We start from the raw sequence: 17773 nt of genomic DNA on the forward strand, positions 1-17773 counted from the left end.
CGTACTACCGGATCGCACGGAAAGACTCGAATATCGACAACGAGTAGTTGAAGATTTCCATGCCGATCCAGCCCGCGGTCAACAGCAGTGTCACGAAGACCGCCAGCAGCTTGATGGCGAACGACAGGGTCTGCTCCTGGATCTGCGTCAATGCCTGGAACAGGGAGAACAAGGTCCCTACCACGGACGCCACGGCCAAGGGCGGCAGCGACAGCCAGAAGATCAGGTACAAGGCTTCCTTCAGTTGATATACCAGTTCAGCGACGTTCATTCGGTCCCGTCTCATGCATAGGAAAGGACCAGGCCCTGGATCAACTTGGTCCATCCATCGAGCATCACGAACAGGAACAGCTTGAGCGGAATGGCGATGGTGACCGGGGACACCATCATCATGCCCATGGCCAGCAGGATGTTGGAAACAATCAGGTCGATGATGATGAACGGCAGGTAAAGCAGGAAGCCGATCTGGAACGCGGCGTTCAGCTGCGAGATCACGAAAGCGGGAATCAGGACGAGCAGATTGTCATCCCGCAGGCCGCTGGCCTGCTCCACCCCCCATAAGGCCGTGGCCGTCTCCACGAAGAAGCGGCGCTGCTGGACGCCACTATGCTTGAGCATGAACGACCGCAACGGGGCGGAGCCGCGTTCGACCGCCACCATCAGGTTATCGAAGCGCTCCGCCGGCTCGCTCTGCGTCGTGGCGCTCCGGTAGGCCTGCCTGGCCTCCTCGACCACCTTGCCCAGCACCGGCGCCATCACGTAGACCGAGAGAATCAAGGCGAGCCCGTTCAAGGCTGTGTTCGCCGGAACCTGCTGCACGCCGATCGCGTTGCGCAGAAGCGCGAGCACGACAGAGATCTTCAGGAAAGAGGTCGTCAACATGATGATCAGCGGCAAGAGCGCCACGCACAGGATGACGACGATCAACGCGACCGGATCGAAGTCGCTCAACCCCATGAGTCGCGGCCTGGAAACAGCGTGAGCACGCGTGCGCCTATGCGGCCATCGATATCGACAAGCTCGGCGGTGCCGATCAGCGTACCGTTCGCGCGTATGTGCACGGGACCCGCGTCGATACGCCGTTGCAGATCGAAGAATTCGCCGGGTCGAAGACGCCGCAGTTCGCCCAGGGGCATGTTCAGTTCGCCCAGGTCGAAGACCAGGTGCACCGGGATGCGGTCGACGTCCGGGCCGTCCGCCCCCGGGCGCGTCCCGGCCTTCGGCATGGCGGCGGAGGGATGGGGCATGGCGGTTGCTTCGACTTCAGCGGGCGACGCGTCATCTTCAAAAGGAAAATGCTCCCCCGCGTGCGGAGGACTTCCCGCGGAAAAGTCCTGCCCATGCTCCCGGTCATGGTCATGGTCTTGCCGGATTCCGTAATGATCCTCCGGCGACGGATAATCGTTCATGCGTAAGCTGCTCCATTCCTGTGTGACGACATAGCGGGATGCGCCCGGCCCGCACGCCCGCACGCCTAGACCTTGCCCATCGGGTGTGGCCAGCCAGGCATCGCCATCCAGGCTCGCCAGGCTATGGTCGAACAGCACGACGTCGCCGGTTTCCAGGCGCCGCAACGCCTCGCTGCGCAAGGTCGTTTCGCCGGCAAGTACGGTCAGCCGTATGGGCAGCGCGCCCGGAAGATCCGTCTCGGTCGTGTCCTGCCCTGGCGGGATGCGGCCCAGCAGTTCGCTCAGCAGCGGCAGGCCCGGCTCGTCCACGGCCAGCCGCGCCGAAACCGCGCGTCCGCTGGCGGGCGCATGCATGGTCAACGTCCACGCATATGGGTAGGCGGGCGCGGGCAGACCTGGATGCGCGGGTGCGTCTACTCCAAGCACCCGGATGCCGGGGCATCGCCGCTCGATGCCCAAGCCCTCGAAGGCGTCGCGGATCAGGTCTTCCCATGCGGCGTGGACGAAGCACGGCGGCAACGGCGCGAGGTCCAGGTCCGGCATGCGCAGGGCCAGCCATTCGTCGAATACCCGCGATGACAGTTGCAGCGCGAGCTGCGCCCCCTGCCAATCCAGCATGACCCAGCGCCATGCAGCGCCCCGCGCATTTTCGCCGTTTAAGGGCTCGCGGTGCTGCTCCGACGCACCGTACGTGGGTACTCCGCTCATACATAAATTCCACGGCTGAATGTCGGCATGTCCTTCGTCTTGCGGTTGGACGACGGCGCGGGCCGCATGCCTGGCGATCTTGCTCAGCGCCTGCGCCTGCGCAGCGGTGCGGCGGATCAGCCGCAATGGCACGGGCGCCGTCATGCCATCGACTCCCGCCGCGGCACGGGCGCCGCATCCGCGCGCGCTTCCAACGGCTGTCGATCGCCGTCATGGGCCGCCACCTTGACGGCGACATCGCGCGACAGGTCGGCCGCTATGCGGTTCGCCAGCGTGGCCGCGCCACGCCGCAGGCGATCGCGCGCGCGGGCATCGATGCTGACGAAATCCACCGCCAGCCGCCCCTCTCGTTCCTCGACGGACAGACGCGTGGCGGGGAGCAGATCTTCGTTCAGCGCCAGGCCCATCGTGCGACGCTCGTCGTGCAGGCCATCGAGGTAGACCTTCGTGACCATGCGTGCCAGCGCGTCCAGATCCCTGGGCGTAAGCGACGTGCGGTCGATGGACATGTCCTCCCGGGGTTCGGTGTCGGCCTGCCGTGCCGTCGCGCGCCCGTTTTCATCCTCGCATCCGGGACGGCGTTCCAACTGTTCCCATCCAGCATGCGGAGGGGAAAGTTCGACGAGCGTGTCGGGCTGCTTCCCGCCGCGCTCGCACAGCAGCGCGCGGAATACGGCGGCATCGTCCGGATCGACGGGAACCCGCATCGGTAAGCGGCGCGCATTCTCCGCCAGGCGCGCGCCGCGTTTCCGCGTCATCCCGGCGTGCGCAGGCAGGCTGGGTCTGGGCGTTCCATAGGGCTCCCTGCCCTGCGTCGGCGTTTGCGTGGCGGGCAATTGCGCTGATGGCGATACATTCATGTTGGCAACTCCTGGTTCGGCATATGAATGGGGCGATCATGGCGCGAAGCGGCCGTGTATCGTGACGGCTGCCTCATCGAGAGCATCGTCGGCCACCCGCTCTTGCTCCAGGGCGCGGTGCCGACGGTAGCGTTCCAGCACTTCCGTCGACTTGCGTGTCGCCCTGGCGGCGGCGGCACGCACGGCCTTTCCCTGGGCCAGCGCCGCGTCCGCTTGGTCGCGCGCCTCACGTGCCGCTTCCACGGCCCGTTCCAGGGCTCGTGTCCGCTGGCGCAGTGCGTCGATTTTTGCGAACCTGCGTTCCAGTTCGCGCCGGTTGACCGGCTCGCCGAGCAAGGCCGCGTACATGGCCGCTTCTTCATCAGCGGCCTGGATGCGCCAGTTGTCCAACTGGCGCTTCTGGCGAGCCAGATGCAGTGCCGCTTCTTCGGACTGGCGATACAACGGGGCCAAGGCCCGGGCCGCGCGGTCTTCCCGCAGGCGACGCAGGACGACCAGATCGTGCCTCAGGTCACGCGCGATCGTCGTCATCCGTGTACCAGGCCGGCCATGCGCGCCACCGTGGCATCGAAGCCGTCCTTCTCGTCACTCGCCTGGCGCAGGAATTGGCGCATATCGCCTATCTTGCGTACGGCCTCGTCCGCCACCGGGTCGTGGCCAGGCTGGTATTCGCCGATATTGAGCAACAGTTCGATTTCCGCGTACTTGGCCATCAGTTCCCGGAAGCGCCCCGCCGCGGTCGCATGTTCGCGCGACACGACGTTGCCCATCACACGACTGGCCGAAGCCAGCACGTCGACGGCCGGGAAATGGTTTTCCGCACCGAGCTTGCGGGACAGCACGATATGGCCATCCAGGATGGAGCGAACCTCGTCCGCCACCGGCTCGGTCATGTCATCGCCTTCCACCAGCACCGTGTAGAACGCGGTGATCGAGCCGCGCTCGTTCATGCCGGCGCGCTCCAGCAGCCTGGGCAGTACGGCGAATACCGAGGGAGGAAAGCCCCGCCGCGTCGGCGGCTCGCCCGCGGCCAGGCCGATTTCCCGCTGGGCTCGGGCGAACCGCGTCACCGAGTCCATCAGCAGCAGGACCCGCTTGCCCTGGTCGCGGAAGTACTCGGCGATCGCGGTGGCCACATAAGCCGACTTGACGCGCTCCATCGCCGACCGGTCGCTGGTGGCGCACACCACGACGCTATTGCCGAGCTTGTCGCCCAGGTCCCGCTGCAGGAACTCCCCAACCTCGCGCCCGCGTTCGCCGATCAGGGCGACTACCCGCACATCGACGTCGGCGTCATTGGCCAGCATGCCCATCAGGGTCGACTTGCCGCCGCCCGCCGCCGCGAAGATGCCCATGCGTTGGCCTACGCCACAGGTCAACAGGCCGTCGATGACGCGTATGCCAAGTTCCAGCGGCTGCTCTATGGGCGTGCGCGACAAGGGATGGGGCGCGGGTCCCAGGACAGGATAGGTCTGCGTCGTCACGAGCGCCCCACGCGTTGCCTCGTCCAGGGGACGCCCCAGTCCATCGAGAACGCGCCCCAGCAGTGCCGTTCCCACCGGCACGCACAGTACGCCGTCCGTGGGCAGGACTTCCGTCCGGGACGAGATGCCACGCATATCGCCGATAGGCGTCAGCAAGGCGGCGTCTTCAGCGAAGCCGATGACCTCGGCCTTGATGTCGCCGCCGCCTTCTGGATCGCGCAATATGCAGAGCTGTCCCACGCGCGCGCCGGCCACGGCGGCCCGTATTATGGTGCCCGTTACCTGGGTGACGCGCCCGATCACCTCCATGGTGCGGGCCTCGGCCAGGCCCGCACGCAAGCGGGGAAGAATGTGATCAAACATCATCTTGCGCCGACCCGGCGCCTGGCCGCGGCCCGCCTTGATCGACCACCGCGATTTCCAACGCCCGTTGCAACACGTCGAGCTGCTTGTCCACGCTGGTCTCTATCGTCCCGATCGGCGTTTCCATCCGGCAAGTTCCGCTGGGCAGCCGGTCGTCCGACACCACATCCAGGTAATCCACGCCGGGAAACCGCACCAATAGCGCCTGCATATGCTGGCGCACCACCGCCGCATCGTCGGTATGCATGCGCAGCAACACATTTTTTTGCCGGCGCAACACGGCAAGCCCGCCGCGCACGACGGTCAGGGCACGGTCGGTCGCGTCGAAGTCCCCTACGATGCGGCGCACCGACGTCACCACGAGGTCCGCCATGTCGCGCTCGATCCGCCGCAGATAGTCGGTCGTCTGCTGTGCCACGGACAGCATGGCGGCAGCCTGCTCGACGCGCGCGGCCTGCAGCCCTTCCGCATGGCCGCGATCGCGTTCGCGTCGATAGGCCTCGCGTGCCTGCTCCGCCAGGCGCGCGGCATCATCCCGCGCACGCCGGAGCAGGTCTTTGGCATCCAGGAATGCGACGTGTTCGTCACGGCGGACGATCTTCCCCACGGGGACGGCCATCAAGTCCCGCGGCTGATCATCGGCCGCCGCTTCAACCCGGAATATCATCTCGCCCCCCCGGAAGGTTGGACCGGGGCAAGAGGCCGGCCGTGGACAGCCCTTGCCAGCGCCATCGCGCCATCACTATCGATGGCCGCCGACACCGCATGCACGATATCGTCATTCGCCATGCTCGCGGACAACGATGGTGCGGCGGCCGCCAGAGGCGGAAGCTTCAGGAACAGGCGGCGCGCCAGCGCTGGCGGCGCGCCGCGAAATGCCAGATAAAGCGAGGCGTACCCAGCCAGGTCAACGTCGCGGCGTGCCTCGGCGGCATCGCCAAACATCGCTCCCGGCAAGCCGGGATGGACGGCGCGAGCATCCCGGATCCAATGCAAGACATCCGGCCCCAGTGCATCCTGCAGCGCCCGAACGGACGAACCCGTGATCGCGTGGCGCAACCTCGGAGCGCACAAGGCAACGCCCATTCGGCGGACCAGCAAGGTCAGCGCGTGCTGCGGCAGGACGGCGATGTCGAGCCCGGCATCCGCGCCGTCGGTCACCGGCATGTCGTGCAAGCCCTCCCGTAGGAGTATCGCGGCGGACCAGTGGCGGTGCCACGACGCCGCGGTGGTGGGAGCGACGGCCATGGCACAAGCGCGGGGCCAGGGCTCGTAATCCGCCATCCTCGCGGGATGCAGGGTTTTACTCGGCAGAAAGTTGAAGATAACCAGCGGCCGCTCCAGCAAGGACAAGCCAGACATGGTTCAGCCCTGACCGAACCGGCCCACGCCGGCCCCCTTGTCCAGCAGGGAGTCGTGGACGAAGCCATCGCGCCGCTTGCGCCATGCCCGGACCGCGACCACGCCCACGGCACAGGCGATCGCCAGCACGCCCGCAAGCCACCAGATCCAGCTTGCCTGCGTTCCCTGCGGGCGTCCGCCCTGCCAGGCCCCGGGGGTCGTCGGCAGGAGGGCCGGCAAGGATGTCGGCTGGGCTATCGGCGTGGGCGTCGGCAGCGAGAGCCCGGACGATGCCGGCGTCCGTTGGGCCATGACCAGCACCACGGACACCCGGTCTTCGCCGAGCTCCGGAATCGCATGCGACACCAACGTGCGAATCTGCGGCTTGAGCACCTCCAGGTTGTAGCCGGACTGATGCTTGATGAACACCGCGGCGGATGCCGGGGTCCTGCTGATCTTCGCGGCATCCTGGTCGGGCAGCACGACATGGACGCGGGCGACGAGGACGCCGTCCATCTTGGTCAGCGTACTCTCGAGCTCTTGCGAAAGCGCATAGATATAACGCGCCCGCTCTTCCAGCGGCGATGAGATCATGCCTTCCTTCTGGAAGATCTTGCCCATGCCTTCGAAGCGCTCCCTGGGCAGGCCTTGCAGCCGGAGGATACCGAGCGCCTTGGCGACATCCGACTCGGCCACGGACAGGGTGACGCCGTTCTTCTTGATCTGCTTCTCGGCGGGAATCGCGGACTGCAGCAGCACCGCCAGGATTTCGTTGGCTTCGGCATCAGTGATCGCCGAGAACAGGTCCACGCGGCTGGAACAGCCCACGAGCAGCGCCAGGGCGATCGCACCGAACAGTCGTATCAATACCTGGGGCGATGCTTGCTGCATGGAAGGCAAGTCAACCCCGCGACATGACGTCGGCCGTATGGGAGAACTTCCCACCCACCTTGGCTGCGACGTCGATATCGACCGACAGCCTGCTGGCCGTCCGAGCCAGTTTGAGCGCGTCCCGGATGGCCTGTCCGTCCAGCACCGGCCGCTGCTCCAGATCGGCTGCGAGCGCCTGCGCCTGCCCCCAGTTTCCGGAGATTCCGGCCAAGTGATTGCGCACACCGCCAGCGATATTCCGCAGCAGCGTACCCATGCCCATGGCATCGCCATCGCTTGATGGATCGTCGCCCGCCCCGGCGTCGCCCAATGGCGACACCGGCCCGTTCATGGCAGCGCGGAACAACGCCACCTGCAAAGCGTCGGCGCCGTCCGGCGGCAGGGCGACAGCGTTGACCGCGGGAATGGAATCGAGCAATCCGACTTTCAATTTGAACTCCTGAGTGTAGGCACGCGTTCGTCGCGCTCAACGGCGCAAGGCCCTGGACAACTCGCGCCTGGTGTCGGACGCGATATCTTCCTGCCCCAGGGCCTGCGCGAATTTCCTGTCGGCGGCCGCGCCATGGCCGGCGTCACGCAGCATGAGGCCCGTGCATAGCGCGGCCAGGCCGTTATCCGCATCCAGTCGGGCAGCCCGATCGACCACCGACAGGCCGGCCTCGGGCTGGCCGGCCAGCATATGGACCATGGCCAGACCCAAATCGACCATGGGATTGTCAGGACGCAACGCGCGCAGGCTGTTGAAGATGGTTTCCGCAGCATGCGCCTGCCCCAGAAACGCGCCGACAAAGGCGAGCTCGGCGAGTTTCTGGATGACCTTGCCATCCTCGATCATGTCTTTCGACACATCGGTAGCGGTCAAGGTGCTACGCCGTCATCTGTTCCGACTGGATCGAAGCCCGCGTCGCCAGCTCGCCGGTGTAGTCCCGGGTCAGATCGGCATTGGCTTGCAGGTTCCGGGCGACCCGATCCATCGACCGCCTAGTGATTTCATCGGTGTCGTGCATCTGTTCGCGGGTGATGCCCAGCAGCTGCTCTGTCTTGCGACGATAGGCCTGGGCGATCTCGACGTCCCACTGCGCCATGCCCAGGCTCAGGTTGCGCCAGCCATTGGCACCGCCGATGCCGCCGTTGGCGCCGTTCACCGCCGTCTGCGCGACCTTGGCAGCAGTTTCGATCCTGGGTTGCCACCCGGCCACGCTGTCCCTGACGGTCGCGGCCGCTCCCCTGGCCGTCGCCACGTTCAGGTTCTTGGCGGACTGCATGGCCTTCTGGAACAGCTGGGCCAACTCCTTCAGCTTGGCCAGCGACTGGCGGATGATCTGGATCACATCCTGCGCCAGGGTTTTCATCGAATCGACAAAGCGCTTCAAGGTCTCGGTGGCCGCCGACGCCACGTTCGACGCCACCGAGCCGCTACCGGCCCCCAGGCCGGACAACGCTTTCGAAACGCTCTTGACGACGGCCCCGCCTCCAGCCACGGCCAGATTGCCGATGACCACGATGGCCATTCCGACGAGCTGCCCCCAGAATTCCACCCGCTCGACCGTTTCCTTGCTGGCGCCGAACGCTTTCGCGATATTGCCGCAGAACTTGGCGAGGGGATTCGGGTCCGCCAACAGCAGCCCCATTACCGCGCCGACCGTGTCGGCCAGGGTATTCGCCGCTTGCTCCGACACGGCCTTGCCGGACGACTTGATCGCATCCGACACCGCGCCGACGACGTCGATACCGTTCTGCTTCAATACATGGTTCGCCAGGGCCGCTCCGGCCAGGGCCAAGGCAGGCCATGCGGCACCACCCGTCGCGACGGTCGCCACCGCGGCGATCGCCACGGTGACATAGGGCATGTAGGGGCCCAGGGTTTCCGAAACCCAACTGGTCAGCCGGTTGTACCAGCGCCCGGCGTTCTCGAGGAAATCCGCGGCCTTCTGCTCGAATTCCTTGATGCTGTTCATCTGCGCGTCCACATACCTGTCGACGCGGGCCTTCATCTGGTCGTAGGACTCGTTGGTCCTGTCATTGACGAGCGCGCCGTTGGCCTCGTTGCGCAGGCCTTGCACCTCCGACACCAGCAGGCCGACATTGAGCGGCGACGGGGCCGACAGAGGCGACACGGACGGCGCGCCCGGCGCCGCCAGGAAAGGCGCGCCGTTCGCGTCGTGCGTTTCCGTGGCTTTCACCGTCGACCGCCTGGCTTCGGTGTCGTCGCGCGGTCCGCCGACGCTCCCCACGATATCCTCGATCGCCCGGACGATGGCGTCCAAGGGATCGGATGCTTCCTTGGCATTGGCATTGCCGCCGGTCACCACCATTGCATCGCCGGACCACGACAACGGCCCGGGATTCTGAATACTTGTGCTCATAGCAACCTTCCTCGGCAATAAAAAATCAGGCCAGCACGCGCATGGCCGAGCGCATGAACTCCAGGCGAAGCTCGTTCACCTTGTCCAGGCGCCGGTTGGCTTCGCCGGTATCGCCGCTGCGCCGGCGTGCCAGGTCCATGGCGACATTGGCGTCGCTGTCCTGCATCTGGCCTTCGACGTCGTGGTACTTTTTCTCGGCATCCCGCTTGGCGCCCAGGGTCTGGCCGATCGAAGACGTGGCACTGCCCAGGCCCTGCGCGGTGGTCTGGCTGGCGGTGCCAAGGCCATTCCAGTTGTCGATCGCGGAGCCTCGTTCGGTATAGCGGGTCATATTCAGCACGCTACCCTCGCTGACGGCCTTGTTCATCTGCTTGCCCGCGGCATACACGCAACCGAAGCTGATCGCGGCCCCCAAGACGGACATTCCCGCATTGGCAAGCATGGCGAGATTCTTGTCCCAGGCGGCGTCCAGCTCCTTGCGGGCGCTCTGGTGCACCGCGACGCGCTTTTTCTGCAAGGCGATCTCGCGATTGTCCAGGCAGGCCTTCATGGCGTCCGCGTTTTCCTTCAGCGCTGCCTCGCCCATGATTTTTTCGGCTTCGGCCATCGCCCGCAATACGGACGATTCGGCCCCCGCCACCTGATCGACGTCGCCAAAGCCGGGAACCTGACTATGCGCCATTACGCCGGCGTTCGATGAAACGGACATCGTAGACATTATGAGTACTCCTAGATATTGGAAATATCGGATCGCCCCTGCGGGCGACCGACCCTCAGTAATCAGGCCGCCTGCCTGATTCCGGCAAGCGCCTGATCGCAACGCAGCTTTATCAGCTTGTGCTCCGGCCTGCTGCACATGGATCGCGCGAGGTCGAAGGAGTCGAAGGCCCGCGCGTGCTTGCCCATGGCCCGGAAGCAGTCTCCCGCGTGCATGACCACGGAAGGATCATTGACGTCCATGAGCGCCGCGACCGAATACATGTGCACGGCGTACTCGTATTGCCCCAGCACCTGGGTGGCTGCGGCCAGCCCCTTCATGTATCGCGGGTCCTTGTTGTCATACAGCACCAGCTGCGCGAACAGATACTGGGCCAGGTCGTACCTGGCTTTTCCGTAAAGGTCGTGGGCGACGGAATACAGCAGCTGGCGATCCACGTTGCGTATGCCCAGGGAATCGCCCAGCGGGCGATCGTTCTTCAGGATCCCGCGCACGACACGCATGACATCGACGCCGCGGCCGTGACCGCGATAGGGTGCGGCCATCAGACAGACCCGGTGATCCGCGCGAAACCCATGGCGATGCTCTGGGCGGCCTTGATCAACCCCTGGATGCCGGTCTGGAGCTGGTTGATGTTGCCAACGATCAGGCCCTGCTTGGACGCGACCATCGACTGGGAACTGGACACTTCATCGCGATAGCCGTCCAGCTTGGTCCGTATGGTTTCGAAGTCGGACTTTCTGGAGTCCCCCGTGAGGCCCGTCATGCCCAGTTCCGCAAGCATGCCGGAGGTGACTTCCAGCTTCTTGTCGTCGTACGGCTGTTCGATTTCGTCTTTTTTCCTGCCGCTCTCGCGGTCCTTCAGAATGCCCTCGATATCCTTCAACATCGGATTGTTGTCTTCCTTACCCATCTGGACGGGGAAGAGATTGATGAAGTTGCCGACTTCGGCGCGTGCTTCGTTGATCTGGCGCGTTCTGCGGATCAGTCGCGACGCCTCCTGGTTGCATGCGCTCAGTGAACTCCCGTTCGACTGGGTCACTTCATTGTTGGTCGCGATGGCCTCGGCGATGATCTTTCCCCAGTTTTCGCCAGGCGCGTCCGCGTATGCGCCGCCACCAACCCCCACCCCGGCGATTTCACCGTAACCGCCCAGAGACTGTCCGACACCCGTTGTAGACATACTCATTTAGCACTCCTGTTTGCTGCGTCGGGTCCATACGAAAGACCCGGGGCGTAGGTGCCTCGCCACAATGGGCAGTTCCGCTTCACGGCGGCCTGCATTCAACACTTGATCCGATATTGAGGGAGACCGGGAACGAAATCGGGAGCACGGCCACTACCATGACCCCACACACAGTCGACACCGCCGGCAAGAATCCAGGATGCGCCCAGAATGATCTCGCCCACCCCATCACTCAACGCACCGTCCGCGATAGGCGGCGCACATCCGGCGGGCGATCATGACGCCGGCGTGCGCGATCATCCAGCCGCCAGCTCGCCGGGTTGGCGTCCCACCCGCGCAAGACGACCGATCGTCACCCCGGCACCCCGGCCGGTCGAATCAGCATTGACGCGATTCCTCGGCCAGACCTGCATGGAACTTGCGGTCAACCACGCACTGGAGCCGGAGATCACGCAATCCGACCTGCAACATCCACCCACCTTCGACGCCGTGCTGCAACGCGCCCGGAAGGACCTGCGGGCCGCCGGTGCGGACGGCAGGAATGGTGGCCTCGACAGTGCGATATACCAATCGGCCCTGCTCGTGCTGGAGCGCACCGTCGTGCTGAGGAACCAGTCGCGTACCAACCGGGCCGCGTTGCAACAGGGATGAACCCGACCCACTCGGCGCGCCTTCCCGCCGAGACCATCGAACTGCTGCAAGTGCTGGCCTTCCTCAGATTACAGAACGGCAAGTCGCGCGACGCCGTCGCCTTGCTGGAAGCGTGCGACCGGGCAGGCGGCTGCCGAGGCCGGGCTTTGGTCCTCCTGGCTTACGCGCAGCTACGCGCGGGCGCCCCGGAGCAGGCGCTTTCCGTGCTGGACCGGGTGGATGCGCAAGCGCTCGCCCTGCCCGCCTGTCGCGTGGTCCGCGCACAAGCGCTTTCCGCCGCCGGACGCCATGACGAGGCGCGGCATGCCATGCGGGCCTACGCCGCCAACCGACCCGCCACTTCCGCCACCTCCGCCTAGTTCCTTCCCGCTGGTCCGCATCACCCTCCCCATGCAAGCAATACGACGCATCATCGCCATCGCGACCAGCCGGAACGATATCCTGCTGGCCGCGACCGTCATGGCCATCGTGTTCATGATGATCCTGCCGATGCCCACGGCGGTCATGGACATACTTATCGCCGCGAACATTACGCTGTCCTGTGTGTTGTTGATGGTGGCGATCTACCTGCCGTCGGCGCTTGCCTTCTCTTCTTTCCCCGCCGTCCTGCTGGTATCCACCCTGTTCAGGTTGGGGATATCGATCTCGACCACGCGGCTGATCCTGCTCGATGGCGATGCCGGCCACATCATCGACACCTTCGGCAACTTCGTCGTGGGAGGCAATCTGGTCGTCGGCCTGGTGGTCTTCCTGATCCTGACGATCGTGCAGTTCATCGTCATCACCAAGGGCTCCGAGCGCGTAGCCGAAGTGGCCGCCCGCTTCTCCCTGGACGGCATGCCGGGCAAGCAGATGTCCATCGACGCCGACCTGCGCGCCGGCGCGATACAGATGGACGAGGCGCGCCGGCGCCGCAGCGTGGTCGAAAAGGAAAGCCAGCTGTACGGCGCCATGGACGGCGCGATGAAGTTCGTCAAGGGCGACGCCATCGCGGGGCTGATCATCGTTGCCGTCAACCTGCTGGGCGGACTGCTGATCGGTTCGGTCCAACGCGGCATGAGCGCCAGCGAAGCAGCACTGACGTACTCGATCCTCAGCGTCGGCGACGGCCTGATCTCGCAGATACCGACACTGCTGACGGCGATCTGCGCGGGCATCATCGTCACACGCGTACCGACCGGCGACAAGCCGTCGAACGTCGGCAGCGACATCGGCGCGCAAGTCATGGCGCATCCGCGGGCCCTGATCATCGCCGCCGTCATCGCGCTGGGCATTGGCGTCATACCGGGCATGCCAACGCTGGTTTTCCTGACACTATCGGTCCTGACGGGCGTCACGGGCTTCGTGCTATTGAATGGCCCCCGGGGGTCGCGCGCCGGGGGCGCCGCCGGAGCTGGAGGCGCCACGGACAGCGCGTTCACCGGGCCGGGCGACGCGTCGCCGGAGCCGGGCCAGCCCGCCAGGTTCGCGCCCGCCGAGCCGGTGATCCTGGAGATCGCCGACGCCTTGTCCACGGAAATCGACGAAAGCGCCATCACCGCCGAGTTCCCTGCCGTACGCCACGCGGTCTACCAGGAACTGGGTGTCCCCCTTCCGGACATCCGCCTGCGGCGCGGCAAGCACCTTCGAGATCACACCTACCAGATCCTGCTGTTCGAAGTGCCGGTGATCCAGGGGACATTGCATGATGGCGCGGTGCTGGTGCGCGAAGGCTCGCGCAATCTCGACGCCATGGGCATTCCCTACGAACGGGATGTCAGCGGCCTGGCCAGCGAATCGGCGTTCTGGGTGCTGCGTGAACATGCTCCGACGCTGGACGGGGCCGGCGTGCCCTATCTGCTTCCCCATCAGGTGCCGAACTGGCATATGTCCATCGTTCTGCGCAAGCATGCCGCGCAGTTCATCGGCATCCAGGAAACCCGCCAGCTGCTGACCGCCATGGAAGAGAACTTCGGCGAACTGGTCAAGGAAGCGCATCGCGTCATGCCAATACAGAAGATCGCGGAGATTCTTCAGCGCCTGACATCGGAAGACATCTCCATTCGCGATATGCGTTCCGTACTGGAAGCCCTGGTCGAGTGGGCCCAGAAGGAAAAGGACATCGTCCTGCTGACCGAGTACGTCAGAATGGCGCTGAAGCGATACATCAGCCACAAATATTCGAATGGCCAGAACTTCCTGCCATCCTATCTGCTGGCGCCGGATGTCGAGGACGTGGTGCGCGATGCGATCCGGCAAACTGCCGGTGGCAGCTATCTGGCCATGGATCCCGAAAAATCCCAGGCATTGCTGGATAGCATCCGGCGCACCGTGGGCCCGCTGGAAACAACCGTGGCCAGGCCAGTGATCCTGACGTCCATGGACATCCGCCGATACGTGCGCAAGCTGATCGAGCAGGATCTCCACCAGCTTCCCGTCCTGTCATACCAGGAGCTGGTCCCGGAAATCAATGTGCAACCCCTCGCCCGGGTGGACCTATGAGTCATGATGCATGCCGGCTGGATTGCGGAGTACTGCCATGACACAAGACTTCGAATTGCGCGTCCTGACCGGTCTCCATCAAGGTGCGAGATGCCAGGCGCATGACGGGGCGCTGATCGGGTCGGATGGTGGATGCGACATCGTGCTGTGCGACGAAGGCATCGCGGATGCAGCTGCCCGGCTGCACCTGGGTCCTGACATATGGGGCATGCGTCCGCCGTTCGATCCCGGTAGTTCTGACGATGCCGTCGAACACCGCGATCCGCCACATTCCGCATCGGCTCGTTCCGACACGGGATTCGGGATGGCGCTCGCGCTAGGGCCCGTCCTGCTAACGGTCGCGCATCCGTCGGCATCCTGGCCGGAGCCGGACCAGATCGCCGCCGTCTCGCGTGACGCCCGGAGCCTGGCGCCGCGGTCCGACGAGGATGCTGACCGCAGCGTCGAGGGCATATCGACGGGTCCGTGCGCCGACTCTCCGCACACCACCGGCTCCCCGGGCTCCCCGGCCCCCGCCACGGACACCAAAGTCCTATTTGACGCGTCCATCCCGCCAGCCACGCAAGCGTATGGCGCCCTGAGCGCGCACACCTACCGTCGCCCCAGGGCCGCGGGCCTGCGATGGGCGGTTGGCGGTTTGCTCGTCCTGCTGGTGTTCGGCAGCGTCGCCTCATTTCCGCCCGGCAAGGTGCCACCCGCCGCGCAGGCCCATACGGGCCGGCCAGTGGAGCCGGAGACGCTGCTGCGCGCGCAGGCCTTGCTCGCTGACCGTAGCTATGCACCCCGAGTCAGGGCGAGCGCCAACGAATACCAGGAGGTCGTCGTGACTGGCTGGGTCCATGACCAGACCGAACACGACAGCCTTGCCACGGCCTTGAGCACCATATGGCCGCTGCCCGCCATGCGCGTGACAACGGAAACGCTGATCGCGGAACGCCTTCGAGCCCATATGCGCGATGTGGACGTCCGTGCGGAAATCGCCCGGTTACCGGCGGGCGATCTCGAGATCCGCGGCGTGGCGGGCACCGACCAGGCACGACAAGAAGCCTATCGACGGTGGCGCGACGATGCCGCGGCTTCCGCATTCCCGGTCACGATAAGCCTGTCGCTTGCCACCGACGTTGTCGAGACATTCCGCAAGGCCACAGCCACGGCGGGCCTGCCCGCCATGGCATCGACCTGGGAAGACAAGGCGTTGCACATCAAACCCGGCGTGCTGGACATGTCGCAACAGGAAGAACTCAAGGCCGTCCTGGATGCGTTGAACCCGCTCTACATGGGCGTCATCCGCATCGACAGTGATCCAGGGCAGGTGAGCGCATCCATTCCGTTTCGCGTGCGGACCGTCGTCGGAGGCGGGCAACCATGGGTCGTACTGGAGGACGGAACCCGCATCGCGGTCGGTGGCACGCACGGCGCCTACCGGCTGACCTCCATAGACGACGGCAGCGTCGTGTTCGATGGGCCCAGCCTTACGGTCATCACGCGATGATCTCGCACACGGGTGCAGTTTCACGGATACCTGACATGCCTCCTGAACACATCGACGTCGCCGAGATACTCGCCCTGTTCGGCTGCGCCGCGGATGAAGCAAGCCGCCTGCGCATGCACGCTGAACTGGACGCTATCCAGAAATGCATGCTGCTGCGGATGCGCACTCCGCTTCGACCGCAGGAATTCGCCAAGGCCAAGGCAATGGCGGATGCGTCGATATCGGCACGGGAGATCCTGGCGGCTGTGGACGCCGTCCTGTCCACGAGCAGCCGCGTTGCACGCTAACCCGGGCATCCGGCCCGCAACCTCTCGTACGGAGCACACACAGATGAACGTCAACGAAAACCTGAGAACCAGCACCAGCGCAATAGACCAAGAGACCGCGAATGTCGACGCGTCGTTTCGCGAGAACATGAATGCACCGGCGCTGGACATCGCAAGCGCGCAACGCTTTGCGCTTATGAGTGGCAACTTGAGCTTCAAGTCCACGTGCGCCGCCGGCATGATCAAGCTGGTAGTCAGCTCGTGCAAGGACATCGTCCGCGTCGTTGGTACGTGATGTTCGCAAACTGTGCTGGCCTGTCGGCCACGTCATGTGCATAGTGCGAGATAGCCACACTCATCACTTTGCATCCTTCGAAATACAAAGACCCGAGCTTCTCTATGAGGCTCGCGAAGGTTCATCGATAAGCGCGAGACCCCTTGCAACAAACGGTGGAAAGGATCGTTCCCGTATGTTAATAATTGCTATATCCACGCAGCCAACCGTTGCAAGGTTGCACGGCACTGCAGTGGGCGTACGGAGGGACGCGCGCCATGATCAGCTCTCAACCCTTGAAGCACGGAGCTCGACTACTGCTGGTAGACGATAGCCCCGCGGATCTCAGGTTGCTGGTGCAACTGCTGAATCAAGAGAACTTCAAGCTCATGGTCGCGCTCGACGGCAAGCAGGCATACGAGCGAGCGACAACCCAGGTCGCCCCCGATGTGATCCTGATGGATGTGTCCATGCCTCGCGTGGATGGTTATGCCACTTGTCGGCTTTTGAAAAGCAATCCCATCACCGCGCATATCCCAGTGATTTTCGTCACCGCTTCATCCGGACTGAACGAACGCCTCAAGGGCTTCGACGCCGGCGCGGCCGATTACGTACTGAAGCCGTACAACCCGGAAGAAGTGCTGGCGCGCGTACGGGTACAGCTGCACATGACTGGGCGCGCGACCTCACTCCTGTCCGCGCAGCACGGTACCCGCGATTCACTCGACGAATTGATCCCCGGAACGAACGCGACGCCGCAACTACGGGTGGGTTCGATCTCCAATGAACAGGCGATCGTGAATACCACCACGCAATACCTGTCGGATCACCTGTGCGACGCGCCTTCCCAGAAACACCTGGCGCGGTTGATCGGCGTGAACGAGAAACGGCTGACCAACGCCTTCCGTAATCTGTTGGGCAAGACCATCCATGACTACCTGCGTGACCAGCGCATGGAAAGAGCCCGCGCGCTGTTGCAGGAAGGCTCGATGACCATCGCGGAGATCGCGGACCAACTCGGCTTCTCCAGCCCCGCCAACTTTGCATCGGCGTTCCGACGACAACTGGGTTGCAGCCCCGTCGCCTTCCGCCGTCACTTTGAAGGGCCGCCCGCGTCGTTGATCAATTGCACATGTGACAGATTGGCTTCGACGAGCGGCATTTTTCAAAAGCTATGAGCGGGTTTTTAAACGCACCGTGATCACGCATTGCCTAGCATGGGCATGCCGCTTTCCCTCCCCACCGCCTACCCAGCGAGCTCATGCGGGGAAGCCGTATCCATA

At 64.6% G+C, this 17773-nt stretch carries 22 protein-coding genes; 7 read left to right on the forward strand and 15 right to left on the reverse strand.

Features of this window, described 5'->3' with window-relative positions; genetic code table 11:
• Positions 1-4 precede the first annotated feature (4 nt).
• From sctS to CAL12_RS22120, 15 genes are all read right to left on the reverse strand, one after another.
• Positions 5-271 (reverse strand): type III secretion system export apparatus subunit SctS, encoded by a 267-nt coding sequence (gene sctS, locus CAL12_RS22050; RefSeq protein WP_086066574.1) that lies wholly within the window; start codon positions 269-271, stop codon positions 5-7.
• 11 nt (positions 272-282) lie between these two features.
• On the reverse strand, positions 283-951 hold the full coding sequence (gene sctR, locus CAL12_RS22055; RefSeq protein WP_086068047.1) for a type III secretion system export apparatus subunit SctR: 669 nt from the start codon (positions 949-951) through the stop codon (positions 283-285).
• The gene (gene sctQ / locus CAL12_RS22060) at positions 948-2117 is read right to left on the reverse strand and encodes a type III secretion system cytoplasmic ring protein SctQ (protein WP_157793078.1); all 1170 of its coding nucleotides are present in this window, start codon (positions 2115-2117) and stop codon (positions 948-950) included. The genes sctR and sctQ overlap by 4 nt, the downstream gene beginning before the upstream one ends.
• A gap of 140 nt (positions 2118-2257) precedes the next feature.
• Positions 2258-2977, reverse strand: coding sequence for a hypothetical protein (locus tag CAL12_RS22065; RefSeq protein ID WP_157793079.1), 720 nt, complete (start codon positions 2975-2977; stop codon positions 2258-2260).
• 36 nt (positions 2978-3013) lie between these two features.
• The gene (sctO, locus tag CAL12_RS22070) at positions 3014-3508 is read right to left on the reverse strand and encodes a type III secretion system stalk subunit SctO (protein WP_086066577.1); all 495 of its coding nucleotides are present in this window, start codon (positions 3506-3508) and stop codon (positions 3014-3016) included.
• Positions 3505-4827: a type III secretion system ATPase SctN gene (gene sctN / locus CAL12_RS22075; RefSeq protein ID WP_086066578.1), complete on the reverse strand. Its 1323-nt coding sequence runs from the start codon at positions 4825-4827 to the stop codon at positions 3505-3507. Before sctN ends, sctO begins: the two co-directional genes overlap by 4 nt.
• Positions 4817-5431 (reverse strand): HrpE/YscL family type III secretion apparatus protein, encoded by a 615-nt coding sequence (locus CAL12_RS22080; RefSeq protein WP_157793080.1) that lies wholly within the window; start codon positions 5429-5431, stop codon positions 4817-4819. Before CAL12_RS22080 ends, sctN begins: the two co-directional genes overlap by 11 nt.
• 56 nt (positions 5432-5487) lie before the next feature.
• Positions 5488-6186, reverse strand: a complete 699-nt coding sequence (locus CAL12_RS22085; RefSeq protein ID WP_086066580.1) for a SctK family type III secretion system sorting platform protein — start codon at positions 6184-6186, stop codon at positions 5488-5490.
• Between the two features lie 3 nt (positions 6187-6189).
• Positions 6190-7056: a type III secretion system inner membrane ring lipoprotein SctJ gene (gene sctJ, locus CAL12_RS28650; protein ID WP_086068048.1), complete on the reverse strand. Its 867-nt coding sequence runs from the start codon at positions 7054-7056 to the stop codon at positions 6190-6192.
• A gap of 10 nt (positions 7057-7066) precedes the next feature.
• The gene (locus CAL12_RS22095; protein WP_086066581.1) at positions 7067-7486 is read right to left on the reverse strand and encodes a hypothetical protein; all 420 of its coding nucleotides are present in this window, start codon (positions 7484-7486) and stop codon (positions 7067-7069) included.
• A gap of 36 nt (positions 7487-7522) precedes the next feature.
• Positions 7523-7918 carry a tetratricopeptide repeat protein gene (locus tag CAL12_RS22100; RefSeq protein ID WP_157793081.1) on the reverse strand — a complete coding sequence of 132 codons (396 nt, stop codon included), beginning with the start codon at positions 7916-7918 and terminating at the stop codon, positions 7523-7525.
• Positions 7919-7922: 4 nt separating this feature from the next.
• The gene (gene sctE / locus CAL12_RS22105; RefSeq protein ID WP_157793082.1) at positions 7923-9422 is read right to left on the reverse strand and encodes a type III secretion system translocon subunit SctE; all 1500 of its coding nucleotides are present in this window, start codon (positions 9420-9422) and stop codon (positions 7923-7925) included.
• 25 nt (positions 9423-9447) lie between these two features.
• Positions 9448-10140, reverse strand: coding sequence for a hypothetical protein (locus CAL12_RS22110; RefSeq protein WP_157793083.1), 693 nt, complete (start codon positions 10138-10140; stop codon positions 9448-9450).
• Positions 10141-10202: 62 nt separating this feature from the next.
• On the reverse strand, positions 10203-10685 hold the full coding sequence (locus tag CAL12_RS22115) for a hypothetical protein (protein WP_086066585.1): 483 nt from the start codon (positions 10683-10685) through the stop codon (positions 10203-10205).
• The gene (locus tag CAL12_RS22120; RefSeq protein WP_157793084.1) at positions 10685-11323 is read right to left on the reverse strand and encodes a hypothetical protein; all 639 of its coding nucleotides are present in this window, start codon (positions 11321-11323) and stop codon (positions 10685-10687) included. The genes CAL12_RS22115 and CAL12_RS22120 overlap by 1 nt, the downstream gene beginning before the upstream one ends.
• Before the next feature lie 213 nt (positions 11324-11536).
• Here CAL12_RS22120 and CAL12_RS28160 point away from each other — a divergent pair, with 213 nt between their 5' ends.
• The 7 genes from CAL12_RS28160 to CAL12_RS22155 all read left to right on the forward strand — a co-directional run bounded on the left by CAL12_RS28160 (position 11537) and on the right by CAL12_RS22155 (position 17668).
• A complete protein-coding gene (locus tag CAL12_RS28160) occupies positions 11537-11977 on the forward strand; it encodes a hypothetical protein (protein ID WP_157793085.1) in 441 nt (146 codons plus the stop codon).
• Positions 11974-12336 (forward strand): CDC27 family protein, encoded by a 363-nt coding sequence (locus CAL12_RS22130; protein ID WP_086066588.1) that lies wholly within the window; start codon positions 11974-11976, stop codon positions 12334-12336. Before CAL12_RS28160 ends, CAL12_RS22130 begins: the two co-directional genes overlap by 4 nt.
• 31 nt (positions 12337-12367) lie before the next feature.
• Complete coding sequence (gene sctV, locus CAL12_RS22135) at positions 12368-14458, forward strand: type III secretion system export apparatus subunit SctV (RefSeq protein ID WP_086066589.1); 2091 nt, start codon at positions 12368-12370, stop codon at positions 14456-14458.
• Positions 14459-14513: 55 nt separating this feature from the next.
• Positions 14514-15950, forward strand: coding sequence for a type III secretion system inner membrane ring subunit SctD (gene sctD, locus CAL12_RS22140; RefSeq protein ID WP_157793086.1), 1437 nt, complete (start codon positions 14514-14516; stop codon positions 15948-15950).
• A gap of 35 nt (positions 15951-15985) precedes the next feature.
• Complete coding sequence (locus CAL12_RS22145; RefSeq protein WP_086066591.1) at positions 15986-16237, forward strand: hypothetical protein; 252 nt, start codon at positions 15986-15988, stop codon at positions 16235-16237.
• A 43-nt stretch (positions 16238-16280) separates the two neighbouring features.
• Positions 16281-16511 (forward strand): hypothetical protein, encoded by a 231-nt coding sequence (locus tag CAL12_RS22150; protein WP_086066592.1) that lies wholly within the window; start codon positions 16281-16283, stop codon positions 16509-16511.
• Between the two features lie 257 nt (positions 16512-16768).
• A complete protein-coding gene (locus tag CAL12_RS22155; RefSeq protein ID WP_086066593.1) occupies positions 16769-17668 on the forward strand; it encodes a response regulator in 900 nt (299 codons plus the stop codon).
• The last annotated feature ends 105 nt before the right edge of the window (positions 17669-17773 follow it).

The organism is Bordetella genomosp. 8 (assembly GCF_002119685.1).
Taxonomy (GTDB): Bacteria; Pseudomonadota; Gammaproteobacteria; order Burkholderiales; family Burkholderiaceae_B; genus Bordetella_C.